An 18,553-nucleotide genomic window follows, 5' to 3' on the forward strand; every position below is an offset into this window, starting at 1 on the left:
CATCACCGAGGGTGAGGGGGTGCCATATGGTGCACAAGGCCCGCACGCGAGGGGCGTTGACGGTGCTCGTGCTGATCCTGACGCTGCTGGGGATGCAGATTCCCGGCGCCGGTGCCGGTGGCGCGAGTACGGCCCGTGCCGCGGACAATCCGGCTGAAGTCGTGCAGGAAGTACGGATCAACGACCGGATGCTGGACGTCGCCGTCCGGTCGCCCGAGATCGACGGACTGACGCACACCAGATGGGTTCGGCTGCTGCTCCCCACCGGCTGGGACCGGCACGCGCAGCGCACGTGGCCCACACTGTGGCTGCTCCACGGCGGCGGCGGGAACCACAAGGACTGGACCGCCAACACGCACGTGGAGGAGCTCGCCGCCGGCCGGGACGTCATGGTCGTCATGCCGGAGACCAGCGGCTGCAGCGGCTACAGCGACTGGTGGAACCACGGCAAGGGCGGCGCTCCCGCCTGGGAGACCTATCTGCTCGGCGAGCTCAGGCCGCTCCTGGAGCGCACCTACCGCGCCGGTACGGACCGGGCAGCCGTCGCGGGCCTGTCCATGGGCGGCCAGGGCGCGCTGAAGTTCGCCGCCGCGCACCCGGGCATGTTCAAGGCGGCCGCCTCCTACAGCGGCGCCGTCAACCCGCTCTACAAGTCGCCCGACGGCGGGTTCAACGGCCCCGACGCCGTCAAGCTGGGCGGCCTCGGCTGCCTGACGGACTGGAAACGCCTGTGGGGCGAGCCCGGCTATCCCTTCGACACCACCGACCCCTCCGACGTGCGCCGGCGCAGCATCTGGGAGCACAACAGCCCCCTTCACCAGGCCGCCTCCCTCGCCGGCACGCCTCTCTACGTTTCCTACGGAAACGGCACCGACAGCGGCACCGGCTGGCAGTGGGGCGGCCCGCCGCCCTCCCCGGCCCGCTGCACCGACCCGGCGGCGCACGGCAGCGAAGCCGTCGAGCGCGCGATCTACGGCATGAACGGGCAGCTCCGCGCCCGCCTCGCCGAACTCCGCATCCCGGCCACGGTGTGCGCCTCCGAAGGCACCCACACGTGGCCCTACTGGGAGCGGGAGCTGGTCGCGTCCTTCCCGATGCTGATGCGCGCCGTCAGTGCCTAGCCGCGCCGCCCGAGCCGCAGCGTGACGACCTGGAACGGCCGCAGCGACAGCGGGACGGCGTCGCCGTCCGTCGCCGCCGTGGACAGCGGCCGCTCCAGCAGGTCGCACACGGAGGCCGAGGCCAGGGGGAAGCCCGCCTCCAGGCGCGCCCGCGCCCGGCCGCCCAGCGACTCGTACAGCCGCACGATCACATCACCGCTGCCGTCGTCCGCGAGCTTGACGGCCGTGATGACGACCGCCTCGTCGTCGACGTGCACCAGAGGCTGCACGCCCGAGCTTCCCGGCACCCGCCGCTCCGGCAGGTTGATCCGGTAGCCCTCGCGGACGGCGTCGCCGATCGAGGCGCCCGGCACCAGCGCGTACCGGAAGCGGTGCACCCCCTGGTCGGTGCGCGGGTCCGGGAAGCGCGGCGCGCGCAGCAGGGAGAGCCGGACCGTCGTGGTCGTGCCCGTGTCGTCCGGGCGGACGGTGCGCGTCACGTCGTAGCCGTACGTCGAGTCGTTGACCAGCGCCACGCCCCAGCCCGGCTCCTCCACGTGGACGAACCGGTGCGCGCACGCCTCGAACTTGGCGGCGTCCCAGCTGGTGTTGGTGTGTGTGGACCGGTAGAGGTGCCCGAACTGGGTCTCCGCCGCCGTACGGTCGGCGTGCACGTCGAGCGGGAAGGCGGCCTTGAGGAACTTCTCCGTCTCGTGCCAGTCGACCTCCGTGTCGATGTCCAGCCGCCGTTCGCCCGCCGGGAGGGCGATCCGCTGCTCGACGCGCGAGGAGCCGAAGGTGCGCACCACGCGCACCGTCGTCCCGTCGTCCGCGAGCCCCACCGACTCGGCGTCCGTCAGGTCGGTCACCGTGTTCCGGTAGAAGTGGTCCACGTCCCAGGCGTCCCACATGTTCGGGAAGTCCTGGTGCAGCTGCAGCAGATTGGCCGCCGCTCCCGGCGCGATCGTCTCCCGCTCCGCCTCGCGGTCGTAGACCGACACCACGAGCCCGCGCCGGTCGATCTCGGCCCGCAGCCAGGTGTTCTCCAGGACGAAGCCGCCGCCCTCGCGCTGCCGGACCGCCGGCGGTGCGGGTGCGAAGGAACCGGCGGGTACGGCGGCCTGCGCGGGAACACCGCCCCGCCCGTGCGGCGCCGCATTGAACACCACCGTCCCGCCGCCCGAGCCGTCGCCCGCGAACGCCGACAGCGCACCCGCGACGATCTCCTCCAGCTCCGCCGCCACCGCCGCGTACGTCTGCGCCGCCTCCCGGTGCACCCACGCGATCGACGTGCCCGGCAGGATGTCGTGGAACTGGTGCAGCAGCACCGTCTTCCAGATCCGGTCCAGCGCCTCGTACGGATATACGAAGCCTGTCCGTACGGCCGCTGTCGCCGCCCACAGCTCCGCCTCGTACAGCAACTGCTCGCTGCGCCGGTTGCCCTGCTTGGTCCGGGCCTGGCTGGTCAGCGTCGCCCGGTGCAGCTCCAGGTACAGCTCGCCCACCCACACCGGCGCCTGGCCGTACTCCGCGTGCGCCTTCTCGAAGAACGCCGACGGCTTCTCGAAGGCCACCCGCGCCGAGCCCTCCAGGTCCGCGAGCCGCTTGGCCCGTGCCAGCATCTCGCGCGTCGTGCCGCCGCCCCCGTCGCCCCACCCCGTCGGCGCGAGGGAGCGGGTCGCCCCGCCCTTCTCCTGGAAGTTGCGGACCGCGTGCGCGACCTCCCGGCCCGAGAGCTGGGCGTTGTAGGTGTCGATCGGCGGGAAGTGAGTGAAGACCCGGGTGCCGTCCAGGCCCTCCCACCAGAACGTGTGGTGCGGGAACTTGTTCGTCCGGCTCCACGAGATCTTCTGCGTCAGGAACCACTTGGCTCCCGCCAGCCTCACCAGCTGCGGCAGCGCGGCGGAGTAGCCGAAAGAGTCCGGCAGCCACACCTCCTCCGTCTCGACCCCGAACTCCTCCAGGAAGAAGCGCTTGCCGTGCACGAACTGCCGGGCCAGCGCCTCCGACCCCGGCATGTTCGTGTCCGACTCCACCCACATGCCGCCCACCGGCACGAACCGGCCGTCCGCGACGGCCTTCTTCACGCGCGCGTACACCTCCGGCCGGTGCTCCTTGATCCACGCGAACTGCTGCGCCTGCGACATGGCGTAGACGAACTCCGGCTCGTCCTCCAGCAGCGCCGTCATGTTCGAGGTCGTGCGGGCGACCTTGCGCACCGTCTCCCGCAGCGGCCACAGCCACGCCGAGTCGATGTGCGCGTGGCCCACCGCGCTGATCCGGTGCGCGGAGGCGTGCGCGGGCGCCGACAGCACCGCCGTGAGCTGCTCGCGCGCCCCGGCCGCCGTACCGCCCACGTCCTGCAGGTCGACCGCGTCCAGCGCCCGCTCGACCGCCCGCAGGAGCTCCCAGCGGCGCGGCGACTCCACCGGCAGCTCGGTCATCAGCCCTTCCAGCACCTCCAGGTCCTGGACCAGCTCCCACACCGTCCGGTCGAAGACCGCGAGGTCCATGCGCGCGAGCCGGTAGCGCGGCTCGCCGTCCGCGGTCTCCCGGTCGCCCAGCTCGGTCGGCACGAACGGCTGGTAGTCGAGGATCACGGGGTTGGACGACGCCTCGACGTGCAGCAGCACCTCCTCGCCGCCGGCGGCCCTGTCGGCGATCCGGACCCACTGATTACGCGGGTTCAGGCCCTTCACGGGCGAGCCGTCGGGCCGGTAGACGAGCCCCTCGCACTGGAAGCCCGGCATGTTCTCGTCGAACCCCAGGTCGAGCAGCGCCTCGACCGTCCGGCCCGCCCACTGCTGCGGCACGCTCCCCGCGACGGTGAACCAGCTCGTGCCCCAGGGCGGCCCCCATGCCGCGCCCGCCTCGATCGGCACGCCCCCGGCGGCGATCCCCTCGGCCACCGGGACGGGCTCGCCGGGCGCGTTCCAGACGGTGACGGACAGCGGCACCGACTCGGGGTACACGGCAGGCCGGATGCGCTCGTCCAGCACGCGCTTCAGCCGGGCTTCGGTGATGGTGCGGTCGTTGTGCATCAGGTCGGTTCCTTAGGTCGGTTTCCTTACCAGCGAAAGGTGACGGGAGCGGGGGCGGAGACGGCGTACAGCTCGTCCACGGCGCGCACCTCGATGCGGGTGGCCGCCTCGCCGTCCGTACGACGCAGCGCCGGGACGTAGTAGGCATGCCCGCAGGTGCCACCGAGGAAGCGGAAGCGCCCGCCGGGCAGGGCCTGGCGCACCTCGTACTGGCGTACGGGGCCGGTGCGGTGACCGCTCCGGGCGGGGGCTCCCCACGCCAGGCGCAGCTCGGCCGTGCCGCCGGCCCCCACCCGTGCCGCGGTGATCGCCGGGTTCGCAGGCCGGGCGGGGGCCGCCGGGGCGGCGTCGCGCACGGCCAGCCGGCCCAGGCGCCAGCGCACCGCACCGCCGTCCGCGGCGGTGAGCCGGATCCCGAGTGAGCGGATCGTCCGCCCCGTGCGGCCGCGCAGCCTCGCCCCGGCCCGCACGGTGACCGTGGTCCAGCCCCGGCCGCCCGCGCGGAGCGTGCCGGCCGGCAGGAAGGCGTACGGCTCCTCGTCCACGGCGACCGCCAGTTCGACGCGGACCGCCGCCGAACCGGGGTCCGTGCGCTGGGCCAGCTCGACGACCGTGGAGTCCGCGAACGGCAGCCGTGCCGCGTACAGCTCGACCGTCGCCGGGCCGGTGAGCCCGCCGTCGACGAGCAGGCTGCTGCCGCCCCGCCAGGCGTCGGCGAAGTCGAAGCCGACGGCGGGCCGCGGGCCCGCCGTGCGGACCGTCCAGCGCCGGCCGGGCAGCCGGTCCTGCAGCCCCAGATGGTTCCACGCGGCGTCGCCCGTCCGCCGGCCCTTCTCGTACCAGCCCAGGCCGTGGCCGGTGTTGAAGGTCGTCGCGAACGGGAGCGCGGTGAGCGTGGACCGGTCCGCGACGGACGCCGCCGGCGGCCGCCACGGGCCCGCCTCCGGCGCGGTGGGGTCGAGGGCCTGCCCGGACCAGAAGCGGTCGTCGCGCGCGTGGAAGGCGCCCGGGCCGCGCCCTGCGGCGGGCAGGCTCTTCCACGTCCACTCGGGGCGGTAGAAGCCGTACGAGGTGACGTGCGGGCCCGCCGCCGGGACGACCGCGTCCCAGTCCACCGGCGTGTCCCAGCCCCGGGCCTCCACGTCGATCCCGGCCCACAGGTCGTACGGGCTGCGCCCCAGCCGGCGCGCGAGGCCGGCGGACGAGACGAGCCCGGAACGGTCCCAGTTGAAGTTCAGGAACATCGTCCCGGCCGCCTGGAAGAAGGGGGCGTTGTGCTCGTTGAGCCGGTTCTGCCAGTCGATGCCGCCGGAGACGGCCATCGCGTCGTACCAGGTCACCCGCAGGCCCTCGCCGTGCGTCTGCAGGTACGCGATGAAGTCGCGCATGTCCGCGCCGAGCCGCGCGTCGCCCCCGCCGGTCTCGGCGTTGACGAACCAGCCGTCGAACCCGTACGTCCGGGCCACCCGGATCAGCCGGTCGGCCAGCGGGAAGCCGCCGTCCGGTCCGCGCCGCACCAGGTCCCGCGTCCAGCGGAGTTGTCCGCCGTAGGCCGCCGGCGGCAGGAACACCGTGCCGAGGACGGGCACGCCGTTGCGGTGGGCGGCGTCCACGACCGGCGCGTTGGGCGCCAGGATCAGGCCCTCGCCCGAGGAGCCGCCCCAGAAGACCAGCTCGTCGAGGTAAGCCCAGTTGGTCGGCGCGTAGCAGTCGGAGGTCGGCGCGCCCTGCGAGGGGTTCCCGGAGGTGGTGGCGAAGGCCGCGAGCGCACAGACGCGGGCCTGGCCGGTGCGGGCGGTGCCGTTGGGCGGCGGGGGAGCGAAACGGGCGGCGAGGGGTACGGTCGCCCGGTTGAACGGCAGGTCGGGATCCTTCCCCGGCTCCCAGGAGGCGAGACTCCGCCAGACCACCCCGGGCTCCGGCGTACCGGACGGCAGGCTGTCGGGGAACCAGTAGGAGGCGTAGGGCTGGAGGGCAGGGGCGGGGGCAGGGGCGGCCATCGCTCGCCCGCCGGACAGGGCGACGGCTGCGAGGCCGCCGGCGCCGGCGGCGAGGGCTCTTCGGCGTGTTACGCCGGTGGGGCGTACGGGGCGGTCGTTCACGGTGGCTCCTTCGCTCTTCAAGCCGTCCGGCGTCTGAGGACCGGGGTCCGGGGCGGAGCCCCGGTTGCGGGGCGGGAACGGCGGCACCGCCTAGGCCGCCTCGTCGACGGCGACGACCTCGGTGATGCCCCGCGCCGCCAGATGCGCAGCATCACCCGCCCGCTGGGCCAGCACCACGGCCGGCCGCCCCCCGCCGGAGGCCCCCCGCATCCAGGCCTCGAAGAACGCCCCGCCCGGCGCGCACACCGCCCGCCCCGGCGCGTCCTCGACGTCGCCCGCGTCCAGGACCAGGGCGGTCCGCCGGGGCGCGGGCGGCTCGGGCAGCGCGGCGGACCCGGGCAGCGCGGTGGACCCGGACGGTCCGGACGCCCCGGCGCTGCGGTGCTCCCGGGCGAGGCGTGCGAACACCTCCCCGGCGGGCTTGACCTCGCGGTCGTTGGTGAGCAGCCCCAGCCCGTACTCCAGCTCGGGGAAGTCCGCGAGCGCCCGGTCGACGTCGTGGGAGCACCACCACGTCACCCCCCACACGCCGGGGCAGTCCAGGACGTGGCGGACGGTCGCCTCGGTGAAGGCCGCGGCGCGGCCGGGCGGAACGTGCGGGGCGGGCGCCCCCACCTCCTGCAGCCAGACGGGGCGCGCCGCGTCCTCCGCCCACGCCTTCGAGAGCTCGACGAGGTAGGCCGCGTGGCGCTCGGCGATGTCACCGGCCCCGTACCGCTGCGCGGTGCCGTTGAACACCCAGGAGTGCACGGCGGTCATGGCCCCGAGCCGTGCCGAGTGCGCCGGGGTGAAGGGGTGCGTGCCGTCGTGGAAGGCGGCGTCGTACGAGGCGTGCAGGTGCGCCTTGCCGGGGGCTCCCTCCTCGCACGCGGCGAGCATGCGGCGCAGCCAGCTGCCGGCTTCGCCGGGCCGGATCCGGTCGGGGTCGGGGTGGGGCGGTCCGGAGAACTGGTTGACCTCGTTGCCGACGGTCATGCCGAGGAAGTGGGGCCGGTCGGCGAGCGCGGTGGCCAGTTCGGTGAGGAGGCGGGCCTGGGCGTCGACGACGCCGGGGTCGGTGAAGAGGTTGCGGCGGTGCCAGGTCGTGGTCCAGGACGGGACGAAGTCGAAGCTGGACAGGTGCCCCTGGAGGCCGTCGACGTTGACGTCGAGCCCGCGTTCCCCGGCCGCGTCCACCAGCTGGACGAGCTGCTCGACGGCGCGCGGCCGGATGAGGGTGCGATTGGGCTGGAAGAGGGGCCAGAGGGGGAAGACGCGGATGTGGTCGAGGCCGAGGGCGGCCACGGAGTCCAGGTCGGCGCGGACGTCGTCCAGGTCGAAGTCGAGCCAGTGGTGGAACCAGCCGCGGGACGGGGTGTAGTTGACGCCGAAGCGCATGGGGCGCGGGTGTCCCTTCTGTGGGTGCCCCTTCGGGCTGTGGGTGCCCCTTCGGGCGGTGGCGGCAGCAGGGAAGGCGGGGGTCAGCCTTTGACGGCGCCCTCCCCGACGCCGCGGAAGAAGTACCGCTGGAGGCAGACGAACATCACGACGAGCGGGGCGACGGCGATGACGGTGCCGGCGGCGACGAGCCGCGGGTCCTGCTGGAAGGTGCCGTGCAGGTAGTTCAGGCCGACGGTCAGGGTGAAGCGGTCGGGGTCGGACAGGACGATCAGCGGCCACAGGAAGTCGTCCCACGCCCCCATGAACGAGAAGATCGCGACGACGGCGAGCGTCCCCTTCACCGACGGCAGTGCGACGCGGACGAAGCGCTGCCACGCGTTCGCCCCGTCGATGACCGCCGCTTCCTCGGTCTCGTAGGGCAGGGCGGCGAAGGCGTTGCGCATCAGCAGCACGTTGAGCGCACCGACCGCCCCGGGCAGGACGACGGCGACGAGCGTGTTGTTGAGCTCCAGGTCGCGCATCATCGTGAACTGGGCGACGACGATGGACTCCAGGGGCACCAGCACGGCCGCGACGAAGGCCAGCCCCGCCGCCCGGCGGCCGCGGAACCGCAGCCGGGCCAGGGCGTAGCCCGCCATGGAGGCGCCCGCGAGGTTGGTGAGCACGTTCGCGGCGGCGACCTTGAGGGAGTTCAGGGCGTAGTCCCAGACGGGGACGATCTTCGCGACCTCGGCGTAGTTGTGCCCGGTCGGGTGAGCGGGCAGGAAGCGCGGCGGGGAGGTGTAGATGTCCTCGGTGGTGCTCTTGAGGGAGGTCGACAGCTGCCAGAGGAACGGGCCGACGGTCAGGGCCAGGACGGCGAGGAGAAGCACGTAGCGCACGGCCTTCTCCCAGGGGGTGATCCGGCTCATCCCTGTCCGTTCCTCCGGCCGGCGCGCAGCACCAGCAGCATCAGCAGCAGGGCGACGGCGAAGACGATCAGGGAGATCGCGGAGGAGTAGCCGACGCGGCCGCCCAGCCCCGTGCCGGTCCGCTGGAGGAGCATGACCAAAGTGGTGTCCTGGCCGGCCGGCCCGCCGGTGGGCCCTGCCAGCAGGTAGACCTCGGAGAAGACCTTGAACGCGGCGACCGACGACAGGGCGCCGACCAGCACCATCGTGGAGCGCACGGCCGGCACGGTGACGGCGGTGAAGCGGCGCAGTGCGCCGGCGCCGTCGACGGCGGCCGCCTCGTGCAGCTCGCGCGGCACGTTCGCCAGCGCCGCCAGGTAGATGATCATGTAGTAGCCGAGGCCCTTCCAGACCGTCAGGGCCATCGCGCTGAACAGCAGCAGCCACTCGTCGCCGAGGAAGGAGACCGGTCCGGCCCCGAGGAAGCGCAGGACGGCGTTGACCAGGCCGCGGTCGTCGAGCATCCACTCCCAGATCAGGGCCACCACGACGACCGAGGCCACGACGGGGGTGTAGAAGGCGGACCGGAAGAACGTGACGCCCGGGATCCGCTTCTGCACCAGGAGCGCGAGCAGCAGCGGCAGCAGCACGGTGAAGGGCACGACGAGGACGACGTAGAGGCCGCTGTTGCGCAGGGCCACCCAGAACTGCTCGTCCTCCAGCAGCTCCCGGAAGTTGCGCAGCCCCACCCAGCTGCCGGGCGTGAGCGTGCGGGCGTCGGTGAACGCCTTGTGGAACGTGGTGAGGAAGGGATAGAGGTTGAAGGCGGCGACGGTCCCGAGGCCGGGCAGGAGGAAGAGCCAGGGGGAGACGGCCCGGTGCATACGAACACGCTTCACGCCCGTCAGCCCTGCTTGAGGAGCTTGTTGCTCTGCGCGACGGCGTCGTCCAGAGCCTGCCGGGGTGATTTCTTTCCCTGAAGGGCTTTGGCGACCTCGTTCTTGAGGACGGTCTTCATCTCCTCGCTGAGCACGACCGGCGTGTAATTGACCGCCCCCTTCAGCATTTTCGCGGAGGCCACCCGCACCCTGCCCTCGTCGCTGCCGTCGTCCTTCGTCCAGTACGGGTCGTCCAGCGAGCCCTTGGTGCTGGGGAAGACGGCGACCTTGTGGGCGAAGGCCTCCTGGTTCTTCCGGTCGGTCACGAAGTGCGCGAAGGCGACGGCCGCGGCCTTGTGCTTGCTGCGGCCGCTGATGCCGAGGCCCATCACGTACATATTGGGCTTGCCGGTGTTGTTGGGCGCGTCGGTGATGCCGAGGTTCCGGTAGAGGCCGGGTGCGCTCTTCTTGAAGTTCTCCAGGTCGTGGGCGCTGCCCGGATTCATGGCGACCTTCTGCTCCAGGAACTTCTGACCCGTCTTGTCCGGCGTATTCGTCAGGGCCTGCGGGTCGAGGCCGCCGCGCTCGTAGAGCTTCTTGTACGCGGTGAGCAGTTCCACGCCCTTGGGATCGTTGTAGGTGAACCGGGTGGCGTCGTCGTTCATGAGCTTCACGCCGTAGCGGCCGAAGTCCTCGATCGCGGGTGTGCCTCCGAGCGTCGCGGTCTTCCCGCCGGAGCGCTCCGCGATGGTCTGCGCCGCCGTGAACAGCTCGTCATAGGTCTTCGGGGGCTTCTCGGGGTCGAGACCGGACTGCCGGAAAAGGGCCTTGTTGTAGAACAGCGGGCCGGTGTTGAGGTACCAGGGGAAGGAGTACGAGCCGTCCAGCCCCGGAAGCACATTGCCCTGCCACGCCTCCGGGGTGTACTCGGCCTTGAATCTCGCGGCCGCCGGCTCCTTGTCGAGGTTCATCAGCAGGCCTGCCTTGGCCAGCGGATACGACAGGTCGGGGGAGACGTTGACGACGTCCGGCAGGGTCCCGGCGGCGGCGTCCGCGCCGAGCTTGTCCGCGTAGTTGTCGGCCGGCTGGTCCAGCCATTTGACCCGGACGCCCGGATTCGCCTTCTCGAATTCCGCCACCAGGCCGGTGAAGTAGTCCTTGAAATTGCTGCGCAGATTCCAGGTCTGAAAGGAGATGTCGCCCTCGGGCTTCCCGTCCGCACCGCCGCCCTTCCCGGAGCCGGAGCCGGAGCCTGAGCCGGATCCGCCCGAGCCGCAGGCGGTCAGCGTGAGGGCGGACACGAGCAGGGGAACGGTCGCGGCGAGGGCTCCACGGCGTATCGGCATGGCCGGCGAACTCCTTCGGTCGGCAGGGAAGGTGACGGGAGTTGCGGTCCAAAAGGTGCACCGGGAAGGGGAGTTAGTCAATACTGTCGTCAACGACTAATGCGCTTTAGCGTGTTACCGCTCGTGCGCTGCCGACGTCGGTGGAGGGGAGGACGCGCCATGCGCCGCACACCGGCCCGCCGCCCGACGATCAAGGACATCGCGCGCCGGGCGGGCGTCTCGGAGAGCGCGGTCTCCTTCGCGCTCAACGGCCGCCCGGGCGTCTCGGAGGTCACCCGCGCGCGCATCCGCCGGGTCGCCGAGCAGCTGGGCTGGCAGCCCAGCGCCGCCGCCCGCGCCCTGTCCGGGGAAGGTGCGGCCACGGTGGGCCTGGTGCTGGCCAGGCCCGCCCGCACGCTCGGCGTCGAGTCCTTCTTCCTGCAGCTGGTCTCCGGCGTGCAGGAAGTGCTCGCCGGGCGCCGCCTCGGGCTGCTCTTCCAGGTCGTGGAGGACCTCGACGCCGAGTGCGCCGTCTACCGCCGCTGGTGGGCCGAGCGGCGCGTGGACGGCCTGCTGGTCGTCGACCCACGGGCCGACGACCCCCGTCCGGCCCTGCTCGACCGCCTCGGCCTGCCCGCCGTGATCGTCGGCGCGCTCGACGGGCAGAGCGTGCCACACGGTGCGATCTCCACCCTGTGGGCCGACGACACCGGCGCGATGGCCTCGATCATCGGCCATCTGCACGGCCTGGGCCACCGCCGCATCACCCACATCGCGGGCCTGCCCGAGCTCGCCCACACCCGGCGCCGCATGGCCTGCCTGCGCGCGGAGGCCGCCCGCCGCGGCCTGCCGGACGTACGGTCGGTGACCACCGACTACTCCGACGCGCAAGGCGCCGAGGCCACCCGCCGGGAACTGGCCGGCGAGCGCCCTCCCACCGCGATCGTCTACGACAACGACGTGATGGCCGTGGCAGGCCTCGCGGTGGCTGCCGAGCGCGGCGTGCCCGTCCCCGCCGCCCTCTCGATCGTGGCCTGGGACGACTCGGTGCTCTGCCGCAGCACCCACCCGGCGCTCACGGCGCTGGTCCGCGACACCGCCGCCTTCGGGCGCCGCGCCGCCGAGCAGCTCGTCGCCCTCCTCGACGGCGGCCCGGGCCACCGGATCCAGGATGCGACACCGCGACTCGCCCACCGCGCGTCGACGGCCCGGGTGCCGTTCTCCTCACGGTGAGACGTAGTCGCCCCACCCGAAGGTCGCGATGTACGCCCTCCGCACCGCGCCCCACCCGCCGCCCCCGCGCAGGGACGTCACCACCAGGGCGAGGACGAACCACCCCGCACAGGCCCCGGCGATGACCACGGCCCACTGCGGTTCGTCGAAGACAACGGCGGCTCCCACGACGAGAACCGTCACGACGAGCCCGACGTGCGCCCCGAAAGCGTCGGCTCGCACCGCCTCCCGCACAGCCTGCCGCTCCGCACGCATGTCCTCGGCGTACCGGCCGCCGTCGGGCGTGATGCTGCCGTCACCGGCATCGGTCGTCGTGCTGTGCCCCGCCCTCATACCGGTACTTTACATACTGTTTAATTGCGACTAGTTCGCAATAGCAACAGATCTTGAGCAGGGGTGTGGGGCATGACGGCCCGGTCCGTACGGGGAGTGGCCGCCACGGCCATGGCAGGCGTTCTCGCGGCAGGCGTGGCGGCCTGCTCGGCACCGGGTGGCGGCGGCGGTGACGCCGGAGGCCGCGAGGACTCCCTCGTCGTCGGCCTCGCCAACGAGCCCGAGACTCTCAGCCCGCTCCTCGGCTACGGCAAGGACGGCAACTCCAAGATCTTCGACGGTCTGCTCCGCCGCGATGCGCAGATGAAGCTGCGCCCCGCCCTCGCCGACGCCCTTCCGAAGGTCAGCGACGACGGGCGTACGTACACCTTCAAGCTCCGCCACGGCGTGAAGTTCAGCGACGGCAAGCCCTTCTCGGCCGAGGACGTGGTCTTCACCTACCGGACCATCCTCGACGAGAAGACCAACAACGCCGCCAAGGGCGAGCTCGACGCCGTCGACAAGGTCACCGCCGAGTCCGACGACACCGTCGTCTTCGCACTCAAGTACCCCTACGCGCCCTTCGCCGAGCGCACCGTCCTGCCGATCGTCCCCGAGCACGCGGCCAAGGGCCAGGACGTCAACACCGGCTCCTTCAACACCGCCCCCATCGGCACCGGGCCCTATGTCCTGACCGGCTGGAGCAAGGGCGAGAAGCTGACCTTCAAGGCCAACCCCGGCTACTGGGGCGGTGAGCCCGAGGTCAAGAAGCTCACCATGGCGATCATCAAGGACGACGACGTGCGCGCCACGCGGCTGCGCTCCGGCGACCTCGACGGCGCCATCCTGCCGCCCAACCTGGCCAGGGGCTTCAAGGGCGACAAGAACAAGCTGACCCTCACGGCGAAGACCACCGACTTCCGCGGCGTCACCCTCCCCACCGCGAACAAGGTCACCGGCGACCTCGCCGTGCGCCGCGCCCTCGACCTCGCCGTCGACCGCAAGGCCATGGTCGACAAGCTGCTCGAAGGCGCGGGCCGGGCCGGCTACGGCCCCGTCCCCACCGACAGCGACTGGTTCGCCAAGGGCACCGAGCGCCCGCACGACCCCGGCAAGGCGAAGCAGCTCCTGGACGACGCCGGCTGGAAGCCGGGCGGCGACGGCATCCGCGAGAAGGACGGACAGCGCGCCTCCTTCACCCTCTGGTTCCCCGCCGGTGACAAGCTCCGCGAGGAGCACGCCCTCGCCTTCGCCTCCGACGCCAAGAAGGCCGGCATCGAGGTCAAGGTGCAGAGCGGCACCTGGGAGGTCATCGAGCCGCGCATGAAGAACGACGCGGTCCTCGCCGGCGGCGGCAACCCCGCCGACCCCGACTTCGACCTCTACAACCTCCTCCACTCCTCCCTCGCCCTCGACGGCTTCAACAACATGGCCGCCTACGGCAACCCCGACGTCGACAAGGCCCTCGAAGAGGGCCGCCGCAGCGGCGACAAGGCCGCCCGCAAGGCCGCCTACGACAAGGTCCAGCGCGGCCTCGCCGACAACCCCGGCTACACCTTCCTCACCCACGTCGACCACCTCTACGTGATGAGCGACCGGTGGAAGGACCTCTCCACCCAGGTCGAGCCGCACGACCACGGCCTCGGCGCCGGCCCCTGGTGGAACGTCGAGGACTGGCAGCCGAAGAAGTGATCCGCGCCGCCGCCGGGCTCCCGTGGGGGCCCATGGCGCGCATGGCCGGACGGCGGCTGCTGGCCGCCGTCCCCGTGCTCGCCGCCGTCACCTTCGGGGTCTTCGCCGTCGCCGCGGCCTCGCCCTTCGACCCCGCGAGGGCCTACGCCGGAAGCGCCGGCCTCGGCGCCCGCCAGGACGTCCTCGACCAGCTGCGCGACAACCTCGGCGCCGACCGGCCCTTCACCGCCCGCTGGTGGGACTGGCTGACCTCCGCCCTCACCGGCGACCTCGGTACCTCCGCGGCCCTGCGCCAGCCCGTCGCCCAGGTCATCGGCGAACGCATCGGCTGGTCCGTGCTCCTGTGCGGCATCGCCTTCGCCCTGGCCGTGACCGCCGGCACCGTCCTCGGCGTCCTCGCGGCACGCCGCCGCGGCGGCCTGTTCGACCGCGCCGTGACGTCCCTGGCGTACGCGCTCGAAGCCGCCCCGCCCTTCTGGCTCGGCCTGCTCGCGATCTGGCTCTTCTCCCTCAAGCTCGGCGCCCTGCCCGCCGGCGGGCTCACCGACACCGGCAGCGACGTCGCCACACCCGGCCAGGTCGCCTCCCACGTCGTCCTGCCCGCAGCCGTGCTCGCCGTCTCCCAGCTGCCCTGGTTCGTGCTCTACGTACGCCAGGGCGTCGGCGACGCGCTGGAGGAAGACCCCGTGCGCGGCGCCCGCGCCCGCGGACTGCGCGAGCGGACCGTGCTCCTCGGCCACGCCCTGCGCTCCGGCCTGCTGCCCGTCCTCACCCTCATAGGCTCCCGCGTCCCCGAACTCATCACGGGCGCCCTGCTGGTGGAGACCGTCTTCAGCTGGCCCGGTATCGCCTCCGCGACCGTCGAAGCCGCCACCAAGGTCGACTTCCCGCTGCTCGCCGCCCTGACCGTGCTCGCGACGGCGGCGGTCCTGGTGGGGAACCTGCTGTCCGACCTGCTGTACGGGCTGGCGGACCCGAGGGTGGGCTTCGATGGCTGACCCCCGCACACGTACGCGTATGGCTGACCCCCGCACGCGTACACGTCCCCGCACGCGTACGCGCGTCTCCGCCGCCGTGACGGCCGCAGTCGTCCTCGCCGTGCTGGTCGTACCGTTCGCCGTCCCCCTGGACGAACAAGCCGTCGACCTCGCGGCCAAGCTGCGGCCGCCGTCCTGGGACCACCCCTTCGGTACCGACGAAGTGGGCCGCGACCTGCTGCCGCGCAGCGTGTACGGGCTTCGCGTCTCGCTCTTCGTCGGCGTCGCCGCCGCCCTCGCCGCGACCGTGATCGGTACGGCGGTCGGCGCGGTCGCAGGCGCGCTCGGCGGCTGGGCGGACCGCGTGCTGATGCGGCTCGTCGACCTCTTCTCGTCCGTGCCGCACCTGCTGCTCGGCATCTTCGTCGTCACGATGTTCCGCCCGGGCGTCTGGCCGGTGGTCGCCTCCGTCGTCGTCACGCACTGGCTGTCGACGGCGCGGATCGTCCGGGCCGAGGTGCTGTCGCTGCGCTCGCGCCCGTACATCGACGCGGCGGTCTCCGGCGGCGCGTCACGCTGGCGGGTCACCGTCCGCCACCTGCTCCCGGCCGTCCTGCCGCAGGCCGGGCTCGCGGCGGTGCTGATGATCCCGCACGCCATCTGGCACGAGTCCGCGCTGTCGTTCCTGGGCCTGGGCCTGCCCACGCACCAGGCGAGCCTCGGCAACATGGTCCAGAGCGCGCGCGGCTCCCTCCTCGCGGGCGACTGGTGGCCGACGCTCTTCCCCGGCCTGTTCATCATCGTCCCCACCCTGGCCGTGGCGGGCCTGGCGGGCGCGTGGCGCGAACGGCTCAACCCGCGCCGCCGATCGGAGCTGAGCCTGTGAGTCCCGTGAACCCCGTGACTCCCGTGAGTCCTGTGCATCCTGTGAGCCCCACGAGCCCCGTGCTGTCCGTGGACAACCTCTCCGTACGGTTCCGGATGCGCGGCGGCCGGCAGATCGCCGCCGTCAGCGACGCGTCGTTCGCGCTGGCCCCCGGCGAATGCCTCGCCCTCATCGGCGAGAGCGGCTGCGGCAAATCCGTCCTGGCCTCGGCCCTGCTCGGCCTGCTGCCCCGCAACGCCGAGACCACGGGCCGGGCCCTCCTGGGCGACCTCGACCTCCTGGCCGCCGACGAGCGCACCCTCGCCCGCACCGTACGCGGCCGCCGCATCGGCCTCGTACCGCAGAGCCCCTCCGCGCACCTCACCCCCGTACGCACCGTGCGCTCCCAGCTGGAGGAGACTGTCCGGGAGCTGACGGGCGTCCCCAAGGCCGGGCTGCGGGAAGCGGCCGAAGCCGCGGCCGAGCGGGCGGCCTTCCCCGCCACGCACCTGGACCGGCACCCCCACCAGCTCTCCGGCGGCCTCGCCCAGCGCGCCGCCACCGCGCTCGCCCTCGTCGGCGACGCCCCGCTCCTGCTCGCCGACGAGCCGACGACCGGCCTCGACCGCGACCTTGTCGACCGCACGGTGGACGAACTGCGGCGGCACGCCGACACCGGCCGCGCCCTGCTGATGATCACCCACGACCTCGCGGCGGCCCGGCGCATCGCCGACCGCGTCGCCGTCATGTACGCGGGCCGCATCGTGGAGATCGCCGACGCCCCCGCCTTCTTCGGCGCACCCGGCCCCCGCCACCCCTACGCCCGCGCCCTGCTCGACGCCCTGCCCGAGCGGGCCTTCACCCCCATCCCGGGCATGCCCCCCGAACTCGGCGACCTGCCCGACGGCTGCGCCTTCGCCCCCCGCTGCGCACGGGCGAGCGCACGGTGCGAGACGCTGCCGGCGCCGGTCGACGGCGTGGCCTGCCACCACCCGGAGGAGGCGACCGCATGCTCGAACTGAGCCGTATCACCGCCGGCTACGACCGCCGCGCGCCCGTCGTCCGCGAGGTCTCGCTGACGGTCGGGGCCGGCCGGTCCGTCGGCCTGCTCGGCCCCAGCGGCTGCGGCAAGTCCACGCTGGCCCGGGTGGCCGCGCTGCTGCACCGGCCGGACTCCGGGACGGTCGTCATCGACGGCGTTCCCGTCCGCGGCTGGCGCCACCGCGCCCCGCGCGAGCAGCGCACGGCCTTCGGCGTGGTCTTCCAGCAGCCGCGCCTGGCCGCGGACCCGCGCATGCGGCTCGCCGATCTGATCGCGGAGCCCCTACGGGCGACGGGCCGCCGGGACGAGGCCGCTGCGGCGGTGGCCGGCCTGGCCGGACGCGTCGGCCTCTCCCGGGAACTGCTGGGCCGGCGCCCGCACGAGGTCAGCGACGGTCAGCTGCAACGGGCCTGCCTGGCCCGGGCCCTCGTCCTGCGCCCGCGCTGGCTGATCTGCGACGAGATGACGGCGATGCTGGACGCCTCGACGTCGGCGGCACTCGTGGCGGCGGTCGAGACCTACCGGGCGGAGAGCGGGGCGGGGCTGCTGGCGGTGGGACACGACAGCGTGCTCTTGAACCGCTGGTGCGACGAGACGGTGCACTGGGACGAGCTACCGAGGGAAAGCCGGTCCGGTGTCTGAGGACCGGGGTCCGGGGTCCGGGGTCCGGGGAGGAGCCCCGTGCAGACTAGCGTCGGCTGTCCACGAGCTCCCGCTCGACGATCGGCTCAGACTCCGGCGCCTGCTCCGGCGCCTTCGGCGCCCTTCGCACCGTAGCGACCGCAACGCCGGCAAGCACCAGCAGCCCACCCCCGACCGCGTTCAGCGCAGGCAGATTCCCCAGGAACGCCGCGTCAAGGCCGAGCGCAGCGACCGGCACGGCGTACAGCACCAGCGACGCCGTCGACGCCGTCGTGGCCCGCAGCGTCCGCGACCAGGTCCAGAAGGCCATCGCGGTGCAGCCCACGCCCAGCCAGAGCACCGCCGCCGTGCGGTGGCCGTCGGCCGCCGCGATCTGCCCCACCGCTTCGGGGGCGAGCGGCAGCAGCGGCACCATGCCGAACAGGCTGCCGTAGAAGACGCATTCCGCACCCGAGTACCGCTTCAGCAGCGGCTTCTGCAGGGCGAAGGACGTCGCCTGCGTCGCGGCGGCGGCGAGCACCATGAGCGCGCCCATGAGCGAACCGCTCCCGCCGCCCGAGGTGACGGCGACGGTGAGTGCGCCGGTGAGCGCCACGGCGAGGCCGGCCAGGCCCCGTGTGCCGGGCCGGTCGCCGAGGAAGGCCATGCCGAGCACGGTGGTGAAGACCGGGGAGGCGGCGATCAGCATGGCCGCGGTGCCCGCGTCCACGCTCTGCTCGCCGGCGCACAGCAGCACCTGGTAGGCCGTCATGCCGGTCAGGCCGAAGGCGGCCATGCGCAGCACGTCGCCGCGGTGCAGTCGGCCGATGCGCCCGAGGAGGAGGCAGGGCACGAGCAGGGCGACGGTGATGGCCATACGCAGGAGGGCGACGGAGGCCGGGGAGTAATCCGGCAGCGCCACCTGGATGGCGGTGAATGCCGAGCCCCACAGCAGCGCGGTCGCCGCCATCGGGGCCCACGGGGTTCGGGTGCGCTGTGCCGAGGTCATATTCGCAAGCTAACAACGGCGGATCTATAAGGCAAATAAAGAATTCTATCCCTTTCCCAAAGTGATCCTTTGAGGTGGTTCTTGGG

At 72.9% G+C, this 18,553-nt stretch carries 15 protein-coding genes; 7 read left to right on the forward strand and 8 right to left on the reverse strand.

The window, feature by feature from the left end; all coding sequences use genetic code 11:
* The first annotated feature begins 26 nt into the window (after nt 1-26).
* Complete coding sequence (locus IE241_RS04340) at nt 27-1,121, forward strand: alpha/beta hydrolase (protein WP_190020198.1); 1,095 nt, start codon at nt 27-29, stop codon at nt 1,119-1,121.
* On the opposite strand, the gene IE241_RS04345 is transcribed toward IE241_RS04340, so the two are convergent.
* The 6 genes from IE241_RS04345 to IE241_RS04370 all read right to left on the reverse strand — a co-directional run bounded on the left by IE241_RS04345 (nt 1,118) and on the right by IE241_RS04370 (nt 10,737).
* Nucleotides 1,118-4,141 (reverse strand): alpha-mannosidase, encoded by a 3,024-nt coding sequence (locus IE241_RS04345; RefSeq protein ID WP_190020199.1) that lies wholly within the window; start codon nt 4,139-4,141, stop codon nt 1,118-1,120. The genes IE241_RS04340 and IE241_RS04345 overlap by 4 nt on opposite strands.
* A 26-nt stretch (nt 4,142-4,167) precedes the next feature.
* On the reverse strand, nt 4,168-6,243 hold the full coding sequence (locus IE241_RS04350) for an endo-beta-N-acetylglucosaminidase (protein WP_229898733.1): 2,076 nt from the start codon (nt 6,241-6,243) through the stop codon (nt 4,168-4,170).
* A 90-nt stretch (nt 6,244-6,333) separates the two neighbouring features.
* Nucleotides 6,334-7,620, reverse strand: a complete 1,287-nt coding sequence (locus IE241_RS04355; protein ID WP_190020200.1) for a glycoside hydrolase 5 family protein — start codon at nt 7,618-7,620, stop codon at nt 6,334-6,336.
* Between the two features lie 83 nt (nt 7,621-7,703).
* Nucleotides 7,704-8,534 (reverse strand): carbohydrate ABC transporter permease, encoded by an 831-nt coding sequence (locus IE241_RS04360; protein ID WP_190020201.1) that lies wholly within the window; start codon nt 8,532-8,534, stop codon nt 7,704-7,706.
* Nucleotides 8,531-9,397 (reverse strand): carbohydrate ABC transporter permease, encoded by an 867-nt coding sequence (locus IE241_RS04365; RefSeq protein ID WP_190020456.1) that lies wholly within the window; start codon nt 9,395-9,397, stop codon nt 8,531-8,533. The genes IE241_RS04360 and IE241_RS04365 overlap by 4 nt, the downstream gene beginning before the upstream one ends.
* 20 nt (nt 9,398-9,417) lie before the next feature.
* On the reverse strand, nt 9,418-10,737 hold the full coding sequence (locus IE241_RS04370) for an ABC transporter substrate-binding protein (protein ID WP_190020202.1): 1,320 nt from the start codon (nt 10,735-10,737) through the stop codon (nt 9,418-9,420).
* Nucleotides 10,738-10,896: 159 nt separating this feature from the next.
* Here IE241_RS04370 and IE241_RS04375 point away from each other — a divergent pair, with 159 nt between their 5' ends.
* Entirely contained in the window at nt 10,897-11,949 is a 1,053-nt protein-coding gene (locus tag IE241_RS04375; RefSeq protein ID WP_190020203.1) for a LacI family DNA-binding transcriptional regulator, read from the forward strand.
* Here IE241_RS04375 and IE241_RS04380 read toward each other — a convergent pair.
* The gene (locus tag IE241_RS04380) at nt 11,941-12,282 is read right to left on the reverse strand and encodes a hypothetical protein (RefSeq protein WP_229898734.1); all 342 of its coding nucleotides are present in this window, start codon (nt 12,280-12,282) and stop codon (nt 11,941-11,943) included. The genes IE241_RS04375 and IE241_RS04380 overlap by 9 nt on opposite strands.
* Nucleotides 12,283-12,354: 72 nt before the next feature.
* On the opposite strand from IE241_RS04380, the gene IE241_RS04385 reads away from it, so the two are divergent.
* The 5 genes from IE241_RS04385 (at nt 12,355) to IE241_RS04405 (ending at nt 17,479) form a co-directional block, all read left to right on the forward strand.
* Complete coding sequence (locus IE241_RS04385) at nt 12,355-13,953, forward strand: ABC transporter substrate-binding protein (RefSeq protein ID WP_190020204.1); 1,599 nt, start codon at nt 12,355-12,357, stop codon at nt 13,951-13,953.
* Between the two features lie 32 nt (nt 13,954-13,985).
* Nucleotides 13,986-14,951, forward strand: coding sequence for an ABC transporter permease (locus IE241_RS04390; protein WP_373300561.1), 966 nt, complete (start codon nt 13,986-13,988; stop codon nt 14,949-14,951).
* 19 nt (nt 14,952-14,970) lie between these two features.
* Nucleotides 14,971-15,816, forward strand: a complete 846-nt coding sequence (locus IE241_RS04395) for an ABC transporter permease (RefSeq protein ID WP_229898735.1) — start codon at nt 14,971-14,973, stop codon at nt 15,814-15,816.
* A gap of 95 nt (nt 15,817-15,911) precedes the next feature.
* The gene (locus IE241_RS04400; protein WP_190020458.1) at nt 15,912-16,817 is read left to right on the forward strand and encodes an ABC transporter ATP-binding protein; all 906 of its coding nucleotides are present in this window, start codon (nt 15,912-15,914) and stop codon (nt 16,815-16,817) included.
* Nucleotides 16,805-17,479 carry an ABC transporter ATP-binding protein gene (locus tag IE241_RS04405; protein ID WP_190020206.1) on the forward strand — a complete coding sequence of 225 codons (675 nt, stop codon included), beginning with the start codon at nt 16,805-16,807 and terminating at the stop codon, nt 17,477-17,479. The genes IE241_RS04400 and IE241_RS04405 overlap by 13 nt, the downstream gene beginning before the upstream one ends.
* Before the next feature lie 46 nt (nt 17,480-17,525).
* On the opposite strand, the gene IE241_RS04410 is transcribed toward IE241_RS04405, so the two are convergent.
* Complete coding sequence (locus IE241_RS04410) at nt 17,526-18,467, reverse strand: DMT family transporter (protein ID WP_229898737.1); 942 nt, start codon at nt 18,465-18,467, stop codon at nt 17,526-17,528.
* Between the last annotated feature and the right edge of the window lie 86 nt (nt 18,468-18,553).

It is taken from the genome of Streptomyces hiroshimensis (assembly GCF_014650335.1).
Classification (GTDB): Bacteria; Actinomycetota; Actinomycetes; order Streptomycetales; family Streptomycetaceae; genus Streptomyces; species Streptomyces hiroshimensis.